The organism is Candidatus Thiosymbion oneisti, from assembly GCF_004359955.1.
Lineage (GTDB): Bacteria > Pseudomonadota > Gammaproteobacteria > Chromatiales > Chromatiaceae > Thiosymbion > Thiosymbion oneisti.
Genome location: NZ_SMSC01000023.1, coordinates 70,410 through 91,017, shown reverse-complemented (window position 1 = coordinate 91,017; position 20,608 = coordinate 70,410). Strand labels below are relative to the sequence as shown.

General features: G+C 60.3%; 22 protein-coding genes. 11 read left to right on the top strand and 11 right to left on the bottom strand.

Annotated features, from left to right (window positions below; all coding sequences use genetic code 11):
- Positions 1-129: 129 nt before the first annotated feature.
- Positions 130-675: an oligoribonuclease gene (orn, locus tag E1958_RS14350; RefSeq protein ID WP_133512464.1), complete on the top strand. Its 546-nt coding sequence runs from the start codon at positions 130-132 to the stop codon at positions 673-675.
- On the opposite strand, the gene queG is transcribed toward orn, so the two are convergent.
- Together queG and E1958_RS14340 are read right to left on the bottom strand one after the other, a co-directional pair.
- Positions 648-1,745, bottom strand: a complete 1,098-nt coding sequence (gene queG, locus E1958_RS14345) for a tRNA epoxyqueuosine(34) reductase QueG (RefSeq protein WP_133512463.1) — start codon at positions 1,743-1,745, stop codon at positions 648-650. The genes orn and queG overlap by 28 nt on opposite strands.
- Positions 1,746-1,755: 10 nt before the next feature.
- Positions 1,756-2,229 carry a hypothetical protein gene (locus E1958_RS14340; RefSeq protein WP_133512462.1) on the bottom strand — a complete coding sequence of 158 codons (474 nt, stop codon included), beginning with the start codon at positions 2,227-2,229 and terminating at the stop codon, positions 1,756-1,758.
- A 425-nt stretch (positions 2,230-2,654) separates the two neighbouring features.
- On the opposite strand from E1958_RS14340, the gene E1958_RS14335 reads away from it, so the two are divergent.
- Both E1958_RS14335 and E1958_RS14330 read left to right on the top strand, forming a co-directional pair.
- A complete protein-coding gene (locus tag E1958_RS14335; protein ID WP_133512461.1) occupies positions 2,655-3,506 on the top strand; it encodes a PHP domain-containing protein in 852 nt (283 codons plus the stop codon).
- Positions 3,507-4,002: 496 nt separating this feature from the next.
- Entirely contained in the window at positions 4,003-4,629 is a 627-nt protein-coding gene (locus E1958_RS14330) for an L-threonylcarbamoyladenylate synthase (RefSeq protein ID WP_133512460.1), read from the top strand.
- Positions 4,630-5,309: 680 nt separating this feature from the next.
- On the opposite strand, the gene E1958_RS14325 is transcribed toward E1958_RS14330, so the two are convergent.
- A complete protein-coding gene (locus tag E1958_RS14325; RefSeq protein WP_279512436.1) occupies positions 5,310-5,768 on the bottom strand; it encodes a transposase in 459 nt (152 codons plus the stop codon).
- Positions 5,769-6,629: 861 nt separating this feature from the next.
- Between E1958_RS14325 and E1958_RS14320 the strand changes: the two genes are divergently transcribed.
- The 3 genes from E1958_RS14320 to E1958_RS22080 are packed head-to-tail and all read left to right on the top strand — an operon-like array spanning position 6,630 to position 7,774.
- Positions 6,630-7,046, top strand: a complete 417-nt coding sequence (locus tag E1958_RS14320) for an OsmC family protein (protein ID WP_133512458.1) — start codon at positions 6,630-6,632, stop codon at positions 7,044-7,046.
- 32 nt (positions 7,047-7,078) lie between these two features.
- Positions 7,079-7,510 (top strand): DUF433 domain-containing protein, encoded by a 432-nt coding sequence (locus tag E1958_RS20945; RefSeq protein ID WP_207787903.1) that lies wholly within the window; start codon positions 7,079-7,081, stop codon positions 7,508-7,510.
- Positions 7,511-7,774, top strand: coding sequence for a DUF5615 family PIN-like protein (locus tag E1958_RS22080; RefSeq protein WP_133512457.1), 264 nt, complete (start codon positions 7,511-7,513; stop codon positions 7,772-7,774).
- 813 nt (positions 7,775-8,587) lie between these two features.
- Here the strand turns inward: E1958_RS22080 and E1958_RS14305 are convergent.
- The 8 genes from E1958_RS14305 to E1958_RS21675 all read right to left on the bottom strand — a co-directional run bounded on the left by E1958_RS14305 (position 8,588) and on the right by E1958_RS21675 (position 13,763).
- Complete coding sequence (locus tag E1958_RS14305) at positions 8,588-9,061, bottom strand: toxin-antitoxin system HicB family antitoxin (protein WP_133512456.1); 474 nt, start codon at positions 9,059-9,061, stop codon at positions 8,588-8,590.
- On the bottom strand, positions 9,051-9,353 hold the full coding sequence (locus E1958_RS14300) for a type II toxin-antitoxin system HicA family toxin (RefSeq protein ID WP_089725428.1): 303 nt from the start codon (positions 9,351-9,353) through the stop codon (positions 9,051-9,053). The genes E1958_RS14305 and E1958_RS14300 overlap by 11 nt, the downstream gene beginning before the upstream one ends.
- Before the next feature lie 83 nt (positions 9,354-9,436).
- The gene (gene sbcB, locus E1958_RS14295) at positions 9,437-10,903 is read right to left on the bottom strand and encodes an exodeoxyribonuclease I (RefSeq protein ID WP_133512455.1); all 1,467 of its coding nucleotides are present in this window, start codon (positions 10,901-10,903) and stop codon (positions 9,437-9,439) included.
- 18 nt (positions 10,904-10,921) lie between these two features.
- Positions 10,922-11,263: a 50S ribosomal protein L19 gene (gene rplS, locus E1958_RS14290; protein WP_133512454.1), complete on the bottom strand. Its 342-nt coding sequence runs from the start codon at positions 11,261-11,263 to the stop codon at positions 10,922-10,924.
- A 19-nt stretch (positions 11,264-11,282) separates the two neighbouring features.
- A complete protein-coding gene (trmD, locus tag E1958_RS14285) occupies positions 11,283-12,026 on the bottom strand; it encodes a tRNA (guanosine(37)-N1)-methyltransferase TrmD (RefSeq protein WP_133512472.1) in 744 nt (247 codons plus the stop codon).
- 18 nt (positions 12,027-12,044) lie between these two features.
- A complete protein-coding gene (gene rimM, locus E1958_RS14280) occupies positions 12,045-12,554 on the bottom strand; it encodes a ribosome maturation factor RimM (RefSeq protein WP_133512453.1) in 510 nt (169 codons plus the stop codon).
- 31 nt (positions 12,555-12,585) lie between these two features.
- Positions 12,586-12,903, bottom strand: coding sequence for a 30S ribosomal protein S16 (gene rpsP / locus E1958_RS14275; RefSeq protein WP_133512452.1), 318 nt, complete (start codon positions 12,901-12,903; stop codon positions 12,586-12,588).
- Between the two features lie 725 nt (positions 12,904-13,628).
- Positions 13,629-13,763, bottom strand: a complete 135-nt coding sequence (locus E1958_RS21675; protein ID WP_279381354.1) for a hypothetical protein — start codon at positions 13,761-13,763, stop codon at positions 13,629-13,631.
- A gap of 402 nt (positions 13,764-14,165) precedes the next feature.
- Here E1958_RS21675 and E1958_RS14270 point away from each other — a divergent pair, with 402 nt between their 5' ends.
- From E1958_RS14270 to E1958_RS14250, 5 genes are all read left to right on the top strand, one after another.
- Complete coding sequence (locus E1958_RS14270; RefSeq protein WP_133512451.1) at positions 14,166-18,596, top strand: GAF domain-containing protein; 4,431 nt, start codon at positions 14,166-14,168, stop codon at positions 18,594-18,596.
- 14 nt (positions 18,597-18,610) lie between these two features.
- Positions 18,611-19,021, top strand: coding sequence for a response regulator transcription factor (locus E1958_RS14265; protein WP_133512450.1), 411 nt, complete (start codon positions 18,611-18,613; stop codon positions 19,019-19,021).
- Positions 19,022-19,061: 40 nt separating this feature from the next.
- Complete coding sequence (locus E1958_RS14260) at positions 19,062-19,439, top strand: hypothetical protein (protein ID WP_133512449.1); 378 nt, start codon at positions 19,062-19,064, stop codon at positions 19,437-19,439.
- Between the two features lie 160 nt (positions 19,440-19,599).
- Complete coding sequence (locus E1958_RS14255) at positions 19,600-20,013, top strand: response regulator (RefSeq protein WP_133512448.1); 414 nt, start codon at positions 19,600-19,602, stop codon at positions 20,011-20,013.
- A gap of 14 nt (positions 20,014-20,027) precedes the next feature.
- Positions 20,028-20,525, top strand: coding sequence for a hypothetical protein (locus E1958_RS14250; protein ID WP_133512447.1), 498 nt, complete (start codon positions 20,028-20,030; stop codon positions 20,523-20,525).
- Positions 20,526-20,608 lie beyond the last annotated feature (83 nt).

The following is a 20,608-nucleotide window of genomic DNA, read 5'->3' as shown; positions in this document are numbered from 1 at the left end:
CATCTGAAGGGGTGCTGCAGAAAACCTTTGCGTCTTTGCGGTTCAAAGCTAAGTCGATCGGTCGTAAATGCGACCTCCGACGGCGATTCGGGGTAAACTCGCCGCAACCTTGGCTTCCGGTTACAAGCGATGCCCCCGAACGAGAACAACCTGGTGTGGATGGATCTGGAGATGACGGGGCTGGACCCGTTCCGCGACCAGATCATCGAGATTGCCACCATCGTTACCGATGATCGGTTGGAGATACTGGCGAAGGGGCCGGTGATCGCTATCTATCAACCCGAACATGTGCTGGCCGCAATGGACGACTGGAACCGGCAACACCATGGCGGCTCGGGTCTGCTCGCGCGGGTGCGGGCGAGCGATTACGACGAGCAACGGGCGGAGGCCGAGACCCTGGATTTTCTGGAACGGCATGTCCCGGCCAAGCAATCGCCGCTGTGCGGCAACAGCATCTGCCAGGATCGCCGCTTCCTAGCGCGCTGCATGCCGCGCCTGGAATCCTACTTCCATTATCGCAATCTGGACGTCAGCAGCCTCAAGATTCTGGCCCAGCGGTGGGCGCCCCAGGTGGCCGAAGCCTTCACCAAGGACAGCGCCCATCTGGCCCTGGAGGATATCAAGGAGTCCATCGCGGAGCTGCGTCACTACCGGGAGCATTTGCTGCGGGTTTGACGTTGGAGGGCCCAGGCGACGTGCTCGCGCACCAGTGCGTGCGGGTGCCCGAGGCGGGCCCGCAGCGCCGCCGTGACGGCCGTGGAGCAAGGCCCATTGCTGAGGGCGACCGCTAGGTTGCGCAGCCAGGCGCAATACCCGATCCGGCGGATGGCCGAGCCCTCGGTGCGCTTCAGAAACTCGGGTTCGCTCCAGGAGAACAGATCCAGCAGGGTGGCGCGGTCGAGTCCCTGACGGGGCTTGAAGTCAGGCTCCGTGCAGGTCCGGGCGAAGCGATTCCAGGGGCAGACCAGCTGGCAGTCGTCACAACCATAGATACGATTGCCGAGCAGCGGGCGCAGCGCCGGGGGGATCGCGCCCTTGAGCTCGATGGTGAGGTAGGCGATGCACCGACGTGCATCCAGCACATAGGGGGCGACGATGGCCTGGGTCGGGCAGGCATCCATACAGGCACGGCAGGTTCCGCAGTGATTCCGGGCGGGCGGGTCCGGGGGCAACGGCAAATCGCAGTAAATCTCGCCCAGGAAGAACCAGGAGCCGGCCTGAGCGTTGATCAGGTTGGTATGCTTGCCGATCCAGCCCAGACCCGCCTTCTCGGCCAGGGGTTTTTCCAGCACGGGTGCGGAGTCCACAAACACCCGATACCCGAAGTCGCCGATCTCACCGCGAATGCGCTCCGCCAGCTGCCGCAGGCGGCGGCGGAGCACCTGGTGATAGTCCCGGCCCAAGGCATAGCGGGAGACGAAGGCGGTGGCGGGGTTCCTGAGCGCCGCCCAAGCGCGTTCCCCGGCCTCGGGCCGATAGTCCATGCGTGCCGAGATCACCCCTAAGGTGCCAGGGACCAACGATCCGGGCCGGCTGCGCTTGGTGCCGTGGCGCGCCAGATAGTCCATCTCGCCGTGCCGACCTTGGCGTAGCCAGGTTGCATGACGCCGCTCCGCAAGCCCGAGATCCGTGTCGGCGATGCCCACCTGTTGGAAGCCGAGCGCGCGGCCCCAGGCCTTGATGCGGAGTGCCAGCGATGCGTAATCGCGGGTGGCCGGTGGTGTGGTCGATGCGGGTCCGACCATGGGCTTATCCCTATCTCGTGCCGTGATATCTGGGAGACCAGGGAGTCGGATCGCTCAGATTCGGCTTCGGCTTTTTCTGCGTCGCCACCGCTTGCTCTGGCTTTCTCGACTTGACCGTTTTCCTTGCCTTGGCCTTGTCCTTAGCTTTTTGCGTTACCACCCCTCGCTTCGGTTTTCTCGACTCGGTTGTTTTCTTTGTCTTGGGCTTGCGCTTGGTTTTTACCCTAGGCCCCTGTCCTTTAGGCCGCTCAAGTGCCCCCACGCTCGGATCGAACGGCGACGGCGAGGCAGCTGCACTCGGTGTCGCCGACGGGACCATTGTGACGGGCTGCCTGGCCGGTAGCTCACTGCGGTGCTGCTCGAAGAGCTCCAGCAAGGGGCCGTCGGAAGCGGGTTCAGGTATCCTGGTCACCGCGGGTTGCTCGTTGGAAAACACGGAGGGTAGTCCCTCAGTGAATCGAGTTGGCCTGGCAGTCAGGGTCATGCCGACTCCCGTGTGCAAGCCCTGTTCCGCCGGTAACCCTTCTGAGCCCCCTCCGGATTCCGGCCCGACGCGGGCATGATCTTTTGCGCTTTCGTTCCCGCGATCAAGATTCAATGGGGGAGACCGAAGGCTTGTTCCCGCGGCGTCGGGTTGTGACGCCACAGCGGGAACAGCTTGCCCGGATATGGGCTGCGACGGCAGGCGGTTTGGTTGGAGCTGCGCGGGTGATCCCGGCTCAGGAGATACCGAATCACGCTCGGACAACAACTGCCAGATGCCAACCACTGCGAGAACCGCCAGGACAGGTAAAATCACGTCTTCCCAGTAAAAAGGACGCAACCGCGGGCCGGTAGAAGTGCGAGATTTTGGTTTCATGGCATGTGTCGCCGCGCAGAATCGACATGTGGCGGGTATAGAATAATCGAATGCCCCGAAAATACGATCTCCATACCCACTCGACGGCCTCCGATGGTACCTTAACGCCCCCGGAATTGGTTGCCCTTGCCGCGGCCAAGGGAGTGGAGGTCCTGGCCCTGACGGATCACGACACCCTGGAAGGCTTGGCCTCGGCCCGGACGGCCGCAGATGCCGCCGGCTTGATCCTGTCGCCCGGGGTTGAAATCTCGGTCACCTGGGGCGGGCGCACCATCCATATCATCGGTTTGGGGATCGACCTTCGGAACCAGGCGCTGTGCGCTGGCCTAGCGGAGCTGTCGGCGTATCGCCGCCGGCGGGCCGAAGCGATCGGCCAGCGCCTCGCCAAGGAAGGAATCGAGGGTGCGTTCGAGGGTGCTAGGGCCTTTTCCAATGGACGGCTGATCGGTCGCACCCATTTTGCCCGTTTTCTCGTGCAGCGGGGTTACGCCTCGGACGAGCGTGAGGTCTTCAAGCACTATCTGGTCAAGGGCAAGCCCGGCCATGTGGTGGGAGATTGGGCGAGTCTCGAGACCGCGGTGGGCTGGATCCGCGGCGCCGGAGGACAAGCGGTGATCGCCCACCCAGGACGCTATCATTTCACGCGCGCCAAGCTGCTGCGGCTTATCGGTGAGTTCACGGCGCTCGGCGGTGTGGGCATCGAGGTCGTCTCCGGCAGCCACACCCCGGACGAGTGCCTCCGCTTCGCCCGTTATGCCCAGGAGAACCGTCTGTTAGCCTCGGTGGGCTCCGATTTCCACGGGCCGGGAAACCCCTGGACCCAGCTCGGGGGTATGGCCCCGCTACCGAGCTTCTGCACACCCATCTGGGCCGACTGGGAGGAACAAAGGCTGTCCCGGTAGTGGTTAAGGTTTAAATGGAAACATCGCCACGAGCAGTGGGTTGGGCACACCACGAGCTGTACCCCCTCTCCCACCGAGGTGTCGCAAAAGTTCTATCGAACCACAGAGAAGGGCACAAGCCCAGGGCTACTGAATGCCCTTTAATGGCAAAGGACAGGGCAACTGAATGATAATCTCTGCTCAAACCAGCTCTTGTCGGTAAGCGAGTGGGGTCGGTTGGGCAACCTGTCCGACGCTTTGGAGTGCGCCGGCAGAGCGCTGCCTCTGAGTGGAGCCAAGCGGTGCGGATTAGTGGCGCGGTGGGTGCCGGGAATCGGCGGTGCGACGTTCCACCCGCAGCGCGGCGACGGCGCTTTGGTTGGCGGCCGGTCCTAATCCAAAGCGGCGTCGGGTTCGTGCCCATCGGGAAGCCAGTGCGAGTGGCCGATCACCGGAGCTCACCCCAGGACCGGGGTGTCCGGTTGCCGCCGCACTCCAAAAAGTCCGGTATCCATCCATGGCACAGTTTTTCGAAATCCATTCCCAAGATCCTCAACCGCGCCTGATTCGGCGCTCGGTGAACATCCTGCTGCAAGGGGGTGTGATCGTCTATCCCACCGACTCTTCCTACGCCCTGGGTTGTCGGATCGGTGACAAGCCGGCATTGGAGCGCATGCGTTCCATTCGCAATCTGGACCACCAGCACAATTTCACCCTGGTGTGTCGTGACCTCTCGGAGATCACGACCTACGCCCGCATCGACAACCAGGCCTTCCGATTGCTCAAGCGTCTTACCCCGGGTCCCTACACCTTCATCTATCAAGCGACCAAGCAGGTGCCGCGGCGTCTCCTGCACCCGCGGCGCAAGACCATCGGCATCCGGGTGCCGGACAATGTCATCTGCCGGACCCTGCTCGCGGAGCTGGGCCAACCCATCCTGAGCACCACCCTGATGTTGCCGGCGGATGACCGGCCCCTCACCGATCCCTACGAGATGCGCACACTGCTGGACCGGGAGGTGGAGCTGGTGATCGACGGCGGCTTCTGCGGCCTGGAGCCGACCACAGTAGTGGACATGGCCCAGGAGCCGCCGCTGGTGTTGCGGCAGGGCAAGGGCGATGCCTCCCGGTTCGACCGGGAATGAGCCTGTCTGGCCGGCTTCCGATTGACAACTAGGGTGGCTGTGCCCACCGTTCAACTGGTAGGTCGCAGCCCCCTGAGCTGCTGAGGCGGTTGGAAGTGGGCTACCGGTCTCCAGTCACCAGCTACCAGCCGCAGCCGGATGGCCAAGTGGGTCGAACCCCAACATGCTGATATCAGTAGGTTGGGCAAAGCCGGTAGGATGTGGTGAGCGCCTGCCTACCGCCCCAGGGATGGGGCAGGTAGGCAGCGAACCGCATCTTTGGACGGCGGCGTGCCCAACAAATCGGGTGGTGCTGGGCTACCTGCTTCGGCACCAAGGGTCCCCACTCCAAGCGCGTAGCCTCTTTTCTCTAGCTCCCACGCTCAGCGTGAGAGCAAGCCTTGTCCCGACGGAGGAGGGATCTGACGCTCCAGTGTCGATTAAGCGCCTCGGTAGGCTAACCGCCAACGCCTATCAGCACAGAGGAACTGCGTCCGCGGGAGCGGACAAGACGGCGTTCCCACGCTGGAGAGACTGTGAAAGAATTCGCACGGGCATCCGCCACGTGCGCTCCTGAGCTTCGGAAGCGCAAAAAACCATGCAGAGGCGCTTAATCGGCGGTGTCGGGGCCGCTGACTGCCGGAACCCGCGCTTGCGCTTGCCATGAACGGAAATAGCCAATAAAAAGTGAGACTTAGGTCTCATCCGGCCAGTTGCGCGACGGCCTGGACAGGCTTGGCCTGTTGGCGTCGGGCGCAAGACTCCCGGAACCCACCCATGCCGCGCCGGTTGACCACCCGCAAGAGGTCGTAGCCAAGTACCATCAGGCTCATCTCAGCGCGGACCTTGTGGAAGCTACGCACCAGGAAGTGGTCGCAGCCGAACCAGCGCTTGAGCATACCGAAGGGATGTTCGACCAAACCGGCGCGCTGACGCCTCCGCGGTGCGCCCTGATCGGCCATGGGTTGCCGCTGGGCCTCGACCAACGCCGCGTGCTCGCTGCGGTAAATGCGGCGCGCGCCGCCGGAGTCGGGCTGGCGCACCGCCTTCAGCGGGCAGGCTCGGCACTGACCGGCCAAGCGGCTGTAGCGGGTACGCTGGACGCCGTTCTTGTGGTGTGATTGACCACACCGAGGCAGCAACTCGCCGGCGGGGCAGATGTCGACATCAAGGGTACGGTTGTACGAGAACCGCTCGCCGCTGAGGTGGCCGTGGCCGGTAACTGCCTGGTGCTGATCCGGGATGGGGACCTAGACCGTGGCCCCAGCGCTTCGCAGGCAGTCAATTCGGCCTCACTGGAGTAGCCGGCATCGGCGACCGCGGTAAAGGTTCCACCCCGAGCACCGCCATGGTCTCCCGGCATTGACGGCTGAGCTGGTTCTGATCGTTGCCGGCGTTCGCGCTCTTCCCACGCTCCAGAGACTGTGAAAGTATTCGCTTTTTCCGAAAGCGGTGGGATGAAGTTACCATATTCCACGCTGAATTCCATATCACGTGGGACTGAGGAGAAAGATTTCCAGCTGGATTATGGAAATTATGTTGCTCTATCCCTGATGCTCTGAAAATCCGGTAATACTTTCACAGTCTCGGCGCGTGGGAACGAGAGAAAGCCCGAACGCGGTTGGTTTCGCTGACCTAGGCTTCAATCCGGGCGGGCAGGCGTGCGGCCTGGGCACGGGCGACGCCTGGCTTGTAACCTCTCGCCATCAATCTCAACCTCTCGGATCGAGCTCGACCGGGAGTTTACCCTCGCCACCACCAAGGGCGAATTCTTTTACAGTCTCTCCAGCGTGGGAACGAGCGCATTCGTCGTTTCTCCTCTTGTTTGTCGTCCAGTAACGCTTAACTTAATGGTATTGGAATGTGCCGGGCCCGACACACCACCGGAAGCCGGCGACTGGTAGCCGGCTGCGCCCGGGTCCCAGTCGGATTGAGGGTCCGAGTCTGATTGAGTATAGGAAAACTGGTCCGATCGCTTCGATTCAGGCATCCTAGGCAGGGAAAATACAGGAGTGCAGAAGATGAAGGCACGTGTCAAATGGGTCGAAGGCTTCACCATGCTGGGCGAATCCGGCAGCGGACACGCCCTGGTCATGGACGGTCCCCCGGAGCTCGGTGGCCGTAACCTGGGGGTGCGGCCCATGGAGCTGCTGCTCTTGGGCATGGGGGGATGCACCCAGTTCGATGTCCTGCTGATCTTGCGCAAGGCGCGCCAGCAGGTGACCGCATGCGTCGTCGAGCTGGAGGCCGAGCGGGCCACCGATGACCCCAAGGTGTTCACCCGTATCCATGCCCACTTTATCGTCAGTGGACACGACCTCAAGGAGCAACAGGTGGAACGGGCCATCCGCCTCAGCGCCCAAAAATACTGCTCGGCCTCCATCATGCTCGGCGCCACCGCCGAGATCAGCCACGACTTCGAGATCCGGGAGGTTTGAGTCGCGTACCATGATTGCAGGAGGATAATCGCATGACTAATCAAGAGCTGCTTAAACGGATCACCTGTGATCATGCGGTAATGGTGGACAAGCCCGTGATCAGAGGCACCCGATTGACAGTTGAATACATCCTGAATCTCTTGGCACAGGGTTCAACCGTGCAAGAAATCCGGCAGAGGCTCAGTTTAAAAATTTTATGCTTGGCCGCTCACTTTCCGGCCCATTTAACGCCAGGACGCAATGGCGCCACGACGCAAAGTTTCTTTGTTCTTTCTTTGCGTCTTGGCGTCCTTGCGTCCTGGCGTTTTTTCGCAATTTCCGTTTTTTCGCGAACTGAGCCACTACCAGAAATCCTTGACGAATACGAAGGTCTCCAAACAGAAGATATTCAAGCTTGTTTGCTCTTTGCGTCACTATCCTTGTCAAGCGCTGCGTTTATGCCGCTCGTAGCGGAATCGGCGTAGATGCGATTCTTGGTGGACGAGTGTACGGGTCCTGCTGTTGGCCGCTGGCTACGCGCAGAGTCCCACGAGGTCTTCTCGGTTGATGATGACATTCTCAGAAAAGCACATTCCGAGAATTGGATTCTGATTACAAATGACAAGGGGCTCTTTATGGATTCCGGACTGCCAACGATAATAGAAGGGTACCATCGGACGTTTTGGAGTGCCTGTCTGCCCCCAGGCAGGCGGCGGCAACCTGACCCCGATGCTTACCGGAACCTATAGCGCTCGGCATAAGCGGGGGGGCAGCCAAGTGGCACAATTCTGCCGCCGCTTTGGATTTGGCGATGTATCCGTTCCCAGCACAGGTGTTGCGGCCAGGGGAAAGCGCCGTCGCCGCGGCGCGGGTGGAACCTAAGTGCCCGGATTCCCGGCAAACGCCGCTGGTATCCCCCCGTGGCTGAGGTTCGATGCGGCCGCGCCGCTTTGCCGGCGCACTCCAAAGCAGTCCGGAATCCATAAAGAGCCATTTTAAATGGTTGGCGTAGAAGGGTTCATTATGCCCCGTTTCTTGATTTGATCCCCTCTCCCCGGCCCCCTCGCTGCGCTCGGGGCAGGCTCTCTCCCGGAGGGAGAGGAGGTGCTGCGTGTGGCGTGCCCAACATACTGCTATCGGCGACGTTTCCATTTAAACCTTAACCACTACCCAGCCGCTCATGGTGGTAGGTCGGGTTAGGCGCGTGCTTCGGTGCTCGGTTGCCGCATAGGATTTGGGTGCGCCGTAACCCGACACAGGATGCCGCAGGCTAGCCTTGGATGTCGGGTTACGGCGCGTTCAGCTTCGGTTGCCTACACCCGCATCGCAAGGCGCGCCTAACCCGACCTACAAGACGACCGCTGCTCACGGACTTGGTGCCGGCACGGGCTACGGGTGTCGAGGCCGTGCGGCCCGCTCGTTCCTGTCCTCCCGAAACTTCAAACCTACCAAACGCCACGGGTTCCACCGCAATAACAAACGCTGCCGGTGACGCTTAACTTAATGGCATTGGGCTCGGTGGATGTCGCGTCCGTCGCAAGCAGAGGTTATGAATCTCAAGGCTATCGATAACCTTTTGCAGGATCCGGTTTATCGTTGACCCCGAGCCGCTGCTCGTTCGAGACTGCGACGGGGCCTCGACCACCGCTTTTCCCTGACGATAGGGCCTCGTGACGACCGCCGGCCGCGAACCCGGAGTAATAACTCAGTATGTTCACCAAATGCTGGTTGAGGCTCACGCCTTCGGAATCGGCGGCTGCAGCGAGCGCACGGTGCAGGCTCTTCGCCAGCCGCAGCGTCACCCGACCGCTGTAGTCTTCGGCCGGAACCATTGCCGCAGGCATAGCAAGCCCTTTCTCCGCGCAGACCCCGGCAGTGGTCTCAATCGCATCCAGTGCAAGCCGGTAGGCCTCTTCAAAGGTCTCTCCGTACTCGACGAGATCCGGCAGTTCTTTCACCCGCGCCTCGTAGAGGATCTCACCCTCGAATTCGCCGCAACGAACCGTGATGTTGTAAGCGCGCGCATCAATGTTCATCTCTCGTCTCCAGGAAACTCAATAATTCAGACTTATACCGAAGCAACAGCTTACGGATCTGCTTCACATAGGCCGGCTTGATCTCAGGATTGCGACCATGGCCACAGGTGAAGCTTGCGGAGAAAAACCCCGCTATATTTTCGTGGAATACGATCTTGTGCCCCTGCTTCCTGCCGTCCCGCACCTCGAATCCCAGACCATCGAGAAGATCCACCATGTCCCGACAGCGCATTGCGGCCTTAGCGGACTCCAGGGTGTCGAGGAAGGCTTTGAAACGATCCTCGCTGTTCATATGACACTATATATAGTGTCTAATTTCATCTTTGTCAAGGTTTTTGCCCTCCTTAACTTTGAACCGCAAAGGCGCAATCGTGCTCACCGGCTATCACGCGGCCCGGTACTCCCCGCAACGGCTACCTCCGTCACCCGCTCCGCCCACTGCTCGAGCGCGTCCAGCAGGCTAAGCCGCTGCGGGTCTCCGGTCGCTTCCGCGCCTAGCTCGGTGAGGCGTTTCCGATATGTATCCAGGGTGATGCTACCGCCGGAACCGGGACCAGTCAGGCGTTGCGCACGGTAGGCGTCCCAAGCCTCCTGCTCCTTCGGCGTGAGGGTATGCGGCCAATTGCGGGCCCGGTAGCGCAACAGCATCTCGGGCAGGCGCAGATCCTCGAACGCGAACCGCGCTACTGCCAGTTCCTCGGGTCCAAGCCCACGCAGACGCGCCATCTCCCGGCGGTCGGCGTCGGGGAAGAAACCGCCGGAGTAGAGCATCAGATCCGGATCGGTCTCCGGCTCGAAGGTCGCCATCCTGTGGACCTGCTGTATTTTGTCCGCCAGTCCGGGTGTGGCTTTTAGATTCCGCGCATGACGTTCGACGACAGCGGTGTCGATTTGCCAGCGTTCGGCAGCCTCCGCCGTTAGGGTGTTCATAGGGGCCAGGATGGGACAACGGTTGATGTGGACTGTTTTCAGGGGAATCCGCGCCACGCCCTCGGGCAGGTCTTGGGCGCGGCTGAACAGGCGGCGGTGGAGCTCCTCGGGGCCCAGCTTCAGCAGGGGGTCCGGGGATTGGCGCAGATCGAAGCAGATGATGCCGTTCCGGTTGACCGGGTGCCGCGCCACCGGCAGCACGGGAGCGATACAGCCCAGCTCCGCCGGATAGCGGGCGGAGACATGGAGCAAGGGACTGCCCCGATCCAGCAGGTCCGCCGCCCGGTGTTTGGAACGCAACGACAGAGCATAGTCGAAGAGGCGTGGTTGACACGCCTTGAGCATTCGCGCCAGGTCGATAGTGGCACGCACATCCGCCAGGGCATCATGGGCATCCGCGTGCTCGATGCCGTTGGCGGCGGTCAGCTGTTCGAGCGCGAAGGATACGATTCCGTCCTCTCGCCGGGGCCACTCGATGCCCTCCGGGCGTAGGGCATGTGCGAGACGCAGGGCATCGATCAGGTCCCAGCGGGAGTTGCCGTTCTGCCACTCGCGGGCGTAGGGATCGAAGAAATTGCGGTAGAGAAGGTTGCGGGTGACCTCATCGTCGAAACGGATGCTGTTGTAGCCCACCCCACAGGTACCGGGCCACGCCAGCTCGCGCTGGACGGCATCCGCGAACTCGGCCTCGATCAGTCCCTCGCGCTCCGCCCGCTGGGGCGTAATGCCGGTGATGAGACAGGCCTCGGGATGGGGGAGCAGGTCGGGCGCCGGACGGCAGAAGAGGACCCGGGGCTCACCGACCGGATTCAGGTCCTCGTCGGTACGCAGACCGGCGAACTGGGCAGGACGGTCCCGCCGCGGATCGGGGCCCCAGGTCTCGTAGTCGTGCCAGTAGAAGCTATGGCTCACAAGGATGGGGGATAGGTGTCAGATCTTCTCCTTGATCCGCGCCGCTTTACCGGTACGGCCGCGCAGGTAGTAGAGTTTGGCCCGTCGCACCTTGCCCCGACGCTTGATCTGAACGCCGGCCACCGCGGGACTGTAGGTCTGAAAGACGCGCTCCACTCCCTCGCCGTGGGAGAGCTTGCGCACGGTAAAGGCCGAGTTGAAGCCGCGGTTGCGCTTGGCGATGCAAACGCCCTCGAAGGCCTGCAGACGCTCGCGGTTACCCTCTTTCACCTTGACCTGTACCACCAGGGTGTCACCGGGCGCGAAGTCCGGGACATCAGGGTTCATCTGTGCTCGCTCGAGCTCATCAATGATGTTCATAGTCCTCTCGCTCCTGTGCTCATTCAGCGTCCCGATGGGCCTGGATAAATGCATTCAACAGCGCCTTCTCTTCGGCACTCAATCCCCTGCGCTCCAGCAATTCCGGGCGCCGCAGCCAGGTACGCCCGAGGGCTTGCTGCAACCGCCAGCGGGCGATAGCCTGATGGTCGCCGCTCAACAGCACCTGGGGCACGCGCGCTCCCGCGACCGTCTCGGGGCGGGTGTAGTGCGGAAAATCCAGCAGGCCGTCGACGTAGGAGTCTTGCCGGGCCGAGTCCTTGTGCCCCAAGGTCCCCGGTAGGAGGCGCATCACCGCGTCCATGATCACCATGGCGGGCAGCTCGCCCCCGCTCACCACATAGTCGCCGATAGACCATTCCGCATCTACATAGCGCTCCACCAGCCGTTCGTCGATCCCTTCGTAGCGGCCGGCGATCAGGATCCAACCGGGTTTGGCGGCGATCTCCGCAAGCGTGTCCTGAACCAGGGTGCGGCCCTGGGGCGTCACATAGGCCACCTCACTGTCCGGGGCAGCGCGTTTGGCATCCTCGATGGCCGCCTGTAGCGGCTCCATCTTCATGACCATACCCGGCCCCCCGCCGTAGGGCCGGTCGTCCACCGTGCGGTGGGGGTCCCGCGTGTAATCCCTCGGGTTCCACAGATGCAGCTCCGCGCTACCCCGTTCCAGCGCGCGTCCGACCACACCTTGCCCGGCGAGGATCCGGAACAGATCCGGGAACAGGCTGATGACATCGAAACGCACAGCCCCCATCCTCGATCCTTAAAACTCCGGGTCCCAATCGACCCGAATCCGGCCCAGATCGAGATCCACCTCCTTGATGACCCGATCCCAGAGGAAGGGCAACCATCGCTCCCGATCCCCATTGACCACCAGCACGTCGTTGGCGGCGGTCGCGAACACCCGCTCGACCCGACCGAGGGGCCTAGCATCCAGGGTCTCGACGCTCAGCCCGACCAGGTCGGCCCAATAAAACTCATCGGCCCCAAGCCGCGGCAGCTGATCGCGGTGGATCCTGATCTCCGACCCCACCAAGGCCGCGGCCTGGTCCCTGTCCTCACAACCCTCCAACCGGGCTACCAGGCCCTTACCCTGGGGCTTACCTGCGGCCAGTCCCCGCGGTTTGTGCCCTGCACCGAGATACCAAGGTTGATAGGTCAGGATGTTGTCACGGGGCTCGGTCTCCGAGAAGACCTTCACCCAACCCCGTACACCGTAAAGGCCCGAGATGCGGCCCACCACCAGCAGCCCCGGTCGCGCCTGGTCCTCCATCCCAACGCCGGCTGAGCCCCGTCTATCCGGGTCAGGAAGCGGTCGGTCCCTCGGCCTCGGCAGGCTCCGCAGTGGACGGCATGGGTGGTGCGACGACCTCAGCGGGCTCGGCGGCCGATTCCTTCAGCAACTTGGCAACCCGCTCGGACGGCTGGGCCCCGCGGCCGATCCAATACTCGGCGCGCACCCGGTCGAGCCGCAGTCGCACCTCGCCGCCGGTCGCGATCGGATTGAAGAAGCCGATGCGTTCGATGTAGCGACCGTCACGCTTCAGGCGCCCGTCGGCAACGACGATCTGATAGAAGGGGCGTTTCTTAGCGCCACCCCGAGACAAGCGAATCGATACCATGTTCAGCCCTGATCCAAACAACCACGCGCAGTGTATGCAAACTGTTAATTATACATGAGTCAGACCCAAAGAATGCAAGCCCTGAACTAATTTGATCAGGGCCACCGAATAATACTCACTGCTAAAACAAGCGCTTGACCTGGAAGCGAGTCGGGTAGTTGGGCAAAAACCCTAGTACCCCGTTTCAGCAAAATTTTCCGGTAAAACCAGTCTCTGTCATCTCGACCGAAAGGAGAGATCCTTGTCCCGAGCGTAGCGAGGGATCTTTGATGGTGAGACAACCACAAAGTCATAAGATCCCTCCTTCGTCAGGACAAGGATTTCTCGCTTCGCTCGAAATGAAAACCAGCAAAATTGGATGAAACTGGGTGCTAGGATACGGTGAGCGTCTGCCTACCGCTCCAGGAGGGTATCGCAAAAGGCACTGATCTTAACCCTTTGAGCCCCTCTCCTCGGCCCCCTCGCTGCGCTCGGGGCAGGCTCTCTCCCGCCGGGAGAGGGGCTTTTGCGGCACCCTCGTGGGGAGAGGGGCTTTGAGAGCTCGTAGGGCGGGTCAGGCGCGTGCGCCAAGCGCCGCGCTTGCCGCGGCGGTGAGCGCGCCGTCACCCGCCGGATGGCGGCCTGTAGGTCGGGTCAGACCAAGCCCCGTCCCGACGCAGGAGGGAGCCTGGCCGCCACCCGCCAGATGTGGCTGACATGCGGCGGATGGCGCAAGCTTATCCGCCCTACGCGGGCTTAATGACATTGGCTTGTCCGGTAGCCTCAACCGGTAGCTTCAAAATCAGGCTCCGGTGGACACCCAGCGCCTCCGCCAACGCCTGCTTGCACCCGAAGAGCTGAATCGCCTCCGCCTTGGTCATGCCTGCTGCCCGCGGAATATGAATATATTCACACCTGGTATAGCATACGGACCGATCGCTCAAGTAGTTTTTGAGTATGAACACATTCGGCGATCGGGTTGCCGCCGCGGTAGTGGTTAAGGTTTAAATGGAAACAGCGCCACTAGCAGGGTGTTGGGCACGCCACAAGTTGCACTCTCTCTCCCTCCGGGAGAGGGTCGGGGAGAGGGGATCAAATAAAAAAATGGGGCGGGGTTAATGAACTGCTCCACGCTAACCCTTTAAAAATTTACCATTACCGCCGCCGCAAGGGAACGGGTAAATAGGATCAGATCGACCGGCCTTCCGGTATCCGCTCATCTCGCGACTATACAGCGCAGCAACGAGTACGACGCCTGTCGTCGGCAATAGGAGTAAAAAACCATGGGCACAATCGCCTCAAACGATGAATTCGATCAGGTGGAGCCGGTTTTGGATGCCCTGTGCGAGCTGGCGTATGAACTCGTGGAAGCACCCGTTGCCATCTGGGTCAAGAATACCGAAGGAGGCGCCATCGTCCCCCGCGGCCAGGCAGGGCTGGAGCAGAAAGTCTTGACTGAGGCCACCGCCGAGGTCGGAGACGACAGCCTGGTTGCCAGGGTCATCGCGAGCGGACAGGAGGAGACTATTTCGGACCTCCGCCGAGATCCGGTATTGGCTCGCTGCCGATCGCTCACAGCCGGCGATCGGCTCGGTCTGGTCGCCTTCCCGGCGCGCTGGCGGTCGGAGACCCTGGGCGTAATCGGGCTGTTTGTCCCAAAATCGAACGATCTACCAAACAGTCTCGGTCAATCCGTACGCCAACAGTTGACCAGGATAAGTATTCTCGTCGGAGAGCATGCCGGTCGGGTGCGACGAGCGCAGTTGCTTGCAACGGCCACCCGCGCCGTCGCCAAATCGCTAGATCTCGACGAGGCAATGCGTACTATCGTCGGGGCTGCCCGGAACTTGACCGATTGTGATGCCAGTGTCCTCTGGCTACTGGATAGCCGGACAAACCAGTTCACACTCGGTGCCCGTTCTGCGGACGCGGACTGGCCTACCAGCAGGCCCCGAGAAAAGGGTGGTTTGACCCGCGCCATCCTCGGTCGAGGCGAGCCTATTCGGATCGATGATGCGAGCAGAGACGAGCGGGTCCGTGAGGAGCTGGTGAAGGCAGGGATAGGCTCCCTGGTCGGAGTACCGATCAAGCGACAAGCCAAGACCATCGGGGTCTTGTTCGTCAACTCCCTGGAACGAGCCCGCTTCACCCCGGGCGATGTCTACCTACTGGAGGCCGTCGCCGGACAGGTCTCCGCCGGCCTGGGTTGGGCCAGCCGGTTGCTGGCACCGATGGACCAGGTGGAGCAGGCCATCGCCCGACTCTTCACCCTGGAAGACACCCTAGGCGGCCTTTGTGAGCGGATCCGGACCGAGACGGGCTTCGACTATGTGGCGGTGCAGCTGGTGCGTCCCGAGGAGCGTACCATCGAGACGGTCTTTGGCACCGGTGATATGGATTGGACCGGAATCGCCAAGCATTCCATGGATACCCTGGAGGAGCTAAGAAATATCCAGGTGGATGTGGTGCGCAGCCATCCTCGACGCATCGAGATAATCCATGGCCCGGATCCCCGCTTCGATGCCTGGATTTATCAGCATTGGCACCATAAGAACTATGTGCGGGCCTGGGTCCCCATGTTGTTGGTGTGGGATAGATCGGGACGATTGGTGGCGGACTGGTGGCGGGATGCCCACTGGCAGGAAGGTCCCGAAACGCTGCTACCGGAAGATGGATGGCGGTATGCCTTGGAGCTGGGGGCCAACATCGAGAAGGATTACCCACGGGTCTATGCCCTGGGCACCCTGGATGCAGGCTACAAGGACCCCGATAAACGCATTACCCCTGCGCAGGCGCGGCGATTGGCAGATCTGGTGAGCGCGGGCGCCCCCGAGGTCCGTGCTACCCAGCTACCCAGTGTACTCGAGACCGTGGCCGACGGGCTCCGGCATATCCTCCGGGCAGATGCGGCCAGCCTCCACTTCTCCTATTCCCCGAACCCGACCCGCCCGAAGAGATTCACCTACGAGGTAGCCGCCGGCGATCACGGCCTGCGGTTTTTCCACCGAGCCAAGCCTGACCACCACCGTCTGGGCCATGAGGCCATCGAGCACAGGCAACCCAGGTTCGTGCCGGACGAGAGTCGTGGCGAGAAAGACGACGCCCTCAAGGAGCTGGCACCGAACCTCTATGAGAAGGGAGTCAAGGCGATTGCTGCCTTTCCCTTGGTGGTGGATAGGCGCAAGAGTATCCTCTATGTCTATTTCCACACCCATCACCGTTTTACCGAGGACGAGATCCGGTGGGGCGAGACCTTCTCCCACAAGGCGGAGAATGCCATCCGCAATGCTACCCGGGAGCTACGGGGTCGTGACCAGGCCCGCTATCTCGCCAACATGCACAACATCGCTCATATGATGGTGACGACAGCCAAGTCGGACCGACTCTTGAAGGATATCGCCGGCTATGCCGCCAATATCCTGGCGGCCGATGTGGTGACCATCTATGAATACCTGGAGTCGAAACAACAGTTCTCCTCTCCACCGGCTCAGGCAGGGCGGCTGATCCATAGCGGGGCGGCTGATAAGATCGTCCCGGAGGAGGCGGCCCGGATCATCAAGGAGGGGAAGCCTCACTACATCCAAGACTGCTCGGAGGATTCACAGGAAAAGGATGGTTTCGTAGTCCGGGAAAGGATCAAATCCCGCATCCTCTGTCCACTGCAGGACCGGGACAAGATGGTTGGGGTGATGTTTGTCAACTACCGTAGCCCGCGGCGCTTCAGTACGGAAGACAGGCAAGTCCTGGTGCCAACCCTAACGGCAGCGGCCGCTCTGACCATCCGGGCCACCCGTAACCAGGAGCAAATTAAACAGGACTTGCGCCGAAAGACCAGGGAACAAGAAGCCCTGCGGCGGGTAGATCAGGCAATCGTCACTAGTGCACCTAACAACCGGCAAGTCATGGATCTGATCCTCAAGGAAGCCATGGATATCACAGGTGCCAAGGCTGGCTTTTTTTTCCAATGTAATCGTCGGAAAGAAAGGCTCGAGCTGGTCGCCCAGCATGGGCTGCCGGAAGACAGCCGGTATCATGGCCAGAGCTTATCCGAGGGTATTGTTGGACTAGTGGCCCGGACAAGAAAGCCTGTCCTGGCCGAGGATGTCACGGATCCTAAATGGCAGGGTATCTATTACCGAGTCCTACCCGAGACCCGGGCCAAGCTCGCCGTCCCCTTACAGGATAAAGATGGCCTATGGGGGGTACTCAATATGGAGCACCCGGAACCAGGCGCCTTCGGAGAGGACGATCTTGGCCTGCTAGAGGCCTTCGCCATCCAGGCGATGATCGCCATACACAGCGTGAATCTCTATAAACGGCTCGAACGCCAGATATGGCCCCTGCGTTCCCTGAGCACTATTCATTCTCGCATCCAGGATCCCCGGCATGACCTCTACACTATCTTACGGCTGTTGTTGACCGGGGTGACGGCGAGCGCCGGGCTAGGCTTCAGCCGCGCCCTACTATTCTTGAATGATGAAGGGAAAGATGCGGTCTGCGGCAGGATGGCAATTGGAGCCAAGACACAACAGGAGGCGGACAACATTTGGGAAGATCTTAAGGCCCAAGAAAAGCAACTCCCGAATGACTCTAAGGATAAGCTCGACTGGTATCTGGAACGGGCCGAGCAGTTCCAAGCCGAGCTCCGTGCAGAAAAAGCGCACGACCATCCGTTGAATCGGGCAACTAAAAGGCAACGGTTTTGCACGCAGGAATTAGGCGGCGCCTTCCATCGCTGCCTTGACGAGCGGAGATCGGTCATCGTAAAAGACGGCGCGTTGGACCAATTCCGTGCAATCCTCCAGGAGATCACCGACACCGACGAAGAAAAAGGAACATTCGCCTGTGTCCCCTTAGTGGGTCGCACCAAAACGGAAGGGGTCTTGGTGGTGGATTATCGGTTTCAGATGGAAGATCGGGAAATCGACGATATGGATCGGATCAGCCTGGATACCTACGCCGGGGTAGCGGCCATGGCAATCGAGAACCTGAATCTGCGTAAAGAACGAGAGAACACCTGGCGGGATTCCGCTTGGCAGGATATCGCCCGCCAAGCCGCACACAGTATCGGCAACCGGATCGCCCAAGCCGAGGGATCGGCCTTTATCCTGCAAAGCTCGCTGGGAGACGCGGTCGGCAATGACCATAAGGTTTTGTTCGGCCGGCTTCAGGAGGCATTCGAGACAAGCAAGGCGTTGCTCACCCGCTGGCGCAATCTGTTGAAACCCACCCAACCCGATCGGCAACAGTTGGACCTAGGGGATCTGCTGGCGAGGGTTGAGCGAGAAAATTGTGACCGACTCGGGGGGATACGCCTCACCATCGACTCTCCTGAACCGTCCATGGCGCTCATGGGTGACCGACTGTTGCTCACGGATGCCTTCGCGGAGCTGATCAAAAACGCGCTGGAGGGCATGGAAAACGGGCAGGTGACCGATCCCTACATCGCGATCCGAACCCACCGAGAAGAGAGCGGCGACTGGCTACGGATCGAGGTGGTCAATCCAGGTCCCGGAATCCCTGAACAACACAAGCAATCGATCTTCGAGCCCTTTTCGACCACCAAGGGTGGGCAGCGAGGGCTGGGGCTGGCAACCATCAAACAATCCATCGAGGCCCATGGGGGTACCATCGAGGAAACGGGCACACCAGACGAAACCGCCCGTTTCGTCATCCGTCTGCCCTTGTTGAACACCGGGCTTCCAAACGACTAGGAGGTAAAACAATCATGTCAGAAACTCAAACATTGGTGGTGGACGACGAATCTGAACTTCTTGATCAATTGAAGTTCGTTGCATCCAAGACTACCGGAGGCCAGATATCGACGGCGGCGAGCGCCATGGAGGCCATCCGGTTGATCGAGGAGAAGGATTTCGATCTGGTTATTACCGACCTGCGCATGGAGAAAGACGAGGCCGGGCTGGAGGTAATCGAGGCGGCCAGGGAAAAGGATCTCTGGACCCAGATAATCCTGATAACCGCATATTACCAAGAGGAGGAGGCAGCCGGGACGATTGCCGAAGGTGCTTACGACTATGTCCTCCGAACCGACCCCGGCAACTATCTCCAGCGATTGCAAGGGCTGATTCCGGAGGCCCTGGAATATCGCCGGCAGAAACAGAAGGAAGAGGCAGAATGAGGCAAACGCCCAGGTCGAAACTTGCTAGGGGAGAGATCGGATGTCGGTATTGAAAAAAATTTTCCAGGTGATTAAAGATCCATTCCTAGGCTTTCTGCTCATCTTGGTCCTGTCGATACTCGGGGTGATCTGGTTGTTTCTCAAGTATGGGGAGAAGCTTCCTCTACCCTATACCTACATTACATTCATTGTCGCGGTTGGGGTAGCTGCGGTGTTGGGAGCATGGGTTCACCTTGCCGGCGTTCGGCAGGAGAGAGACAGCCTTTTGGAAGAAAGGGAGAGGGATAACCTCCTTGCTGTCGTTCAGCGGGAAAGGGATGAGCTCTTGAAAGCTAGGAAAAAGCTAGCGAAGAATTTGCGGAATGCGAGGGACGATTATCAACGTTGCCAGGAATTGCTTGACAAACACAGAGCTTGAACTCGACCACCGAAGATGGGCAGAGAGGGTTGGGGCCGGCAAGCATCGAACAGCACTATCATGGTACACAAGGGTACGCTCGGGGAGATGGGCACGCCGGGCGCAACCACTGTTTCGTCATTGAACACCGGGTTTCCAAACCATAGGAGGTGAAATCATCATGTCAGAGATTCGCACACTGGTCGTCGACGACGAGCCCGAGCTCCTTGAACAACTGAAGTTCATCGCATCCAGAGCTACCGGGGGCCAGATATCGACGGCGGCGAGCGCCAAAGAAGCCCTCCGGCTGATTGATGAGAAAGATTTCGATCTGGTTATCACCGACCTGCGCATGGAGACAAACGAAGCTGGCCTGGAGGTAATCAATGCAGCAAGGAAAAAAGATCTCTGGACCCAGGTGATCCTGGTAACCGCCTATGCGGCGCCCGAGATGATTGCCAAAGGTGCTTACGACTATGTTTCCCGAACCATGGGTAACTATCTCCAGCGCCTACAAAAGTTAATTCCGGAGGCGTTGGAACGGCGGTGGCGGAAGCAGAAGGAAGAGGCAGACGCGAATGTTGAAATTTGCTAGGGGAGAGAGATCGAATGGCTGAACAAGGTAACGAAGAAAAGAAGACGATTCAGTTCTCAGTTAACTTGCCAAAGTCCCTGATCGGTTTGGGATCAGAACTTGTCCAGGTGCTTAAAGGTTCGTTCCTGGTCTTTTTGATCGTCTTGGCCCTGTCGATACCTGGAACCTTTTGGTTGCTTCCCAAGTACATGGAACAGCGTCCCATACTCTATATCTATATTGCCGTGCTTGGGGTATCCGCAGTGTTGGGAATGTGGGCCTACCTTGCTACCGTTCGGCAGAACAGCCTCTTTGCTACTGTTCGGCAGGAAAGGGATAGCCTTCGGCAAGAGAGGGAGAAGGATAGCCTCCTTGCTAACGTTCTGCGGGAAAAGGATGACCTCTTGGTAGAGAGAGATAAATTGGTGAAGGATTTGCAGGACGCCAGGGACGATCATCAACGTTGCGAGGACAACCTTCGATGTTGCCTGGAAGGGCTTACCAAGCGCGATCCTCAACCAAGACTCAAGTGACCACACATGAAAAAAAGGCATCGCGTTCGCGACAGTAGAATTTTGAGTGGATTGGACACCAATGCCATTAAGTTAAGTTTTGT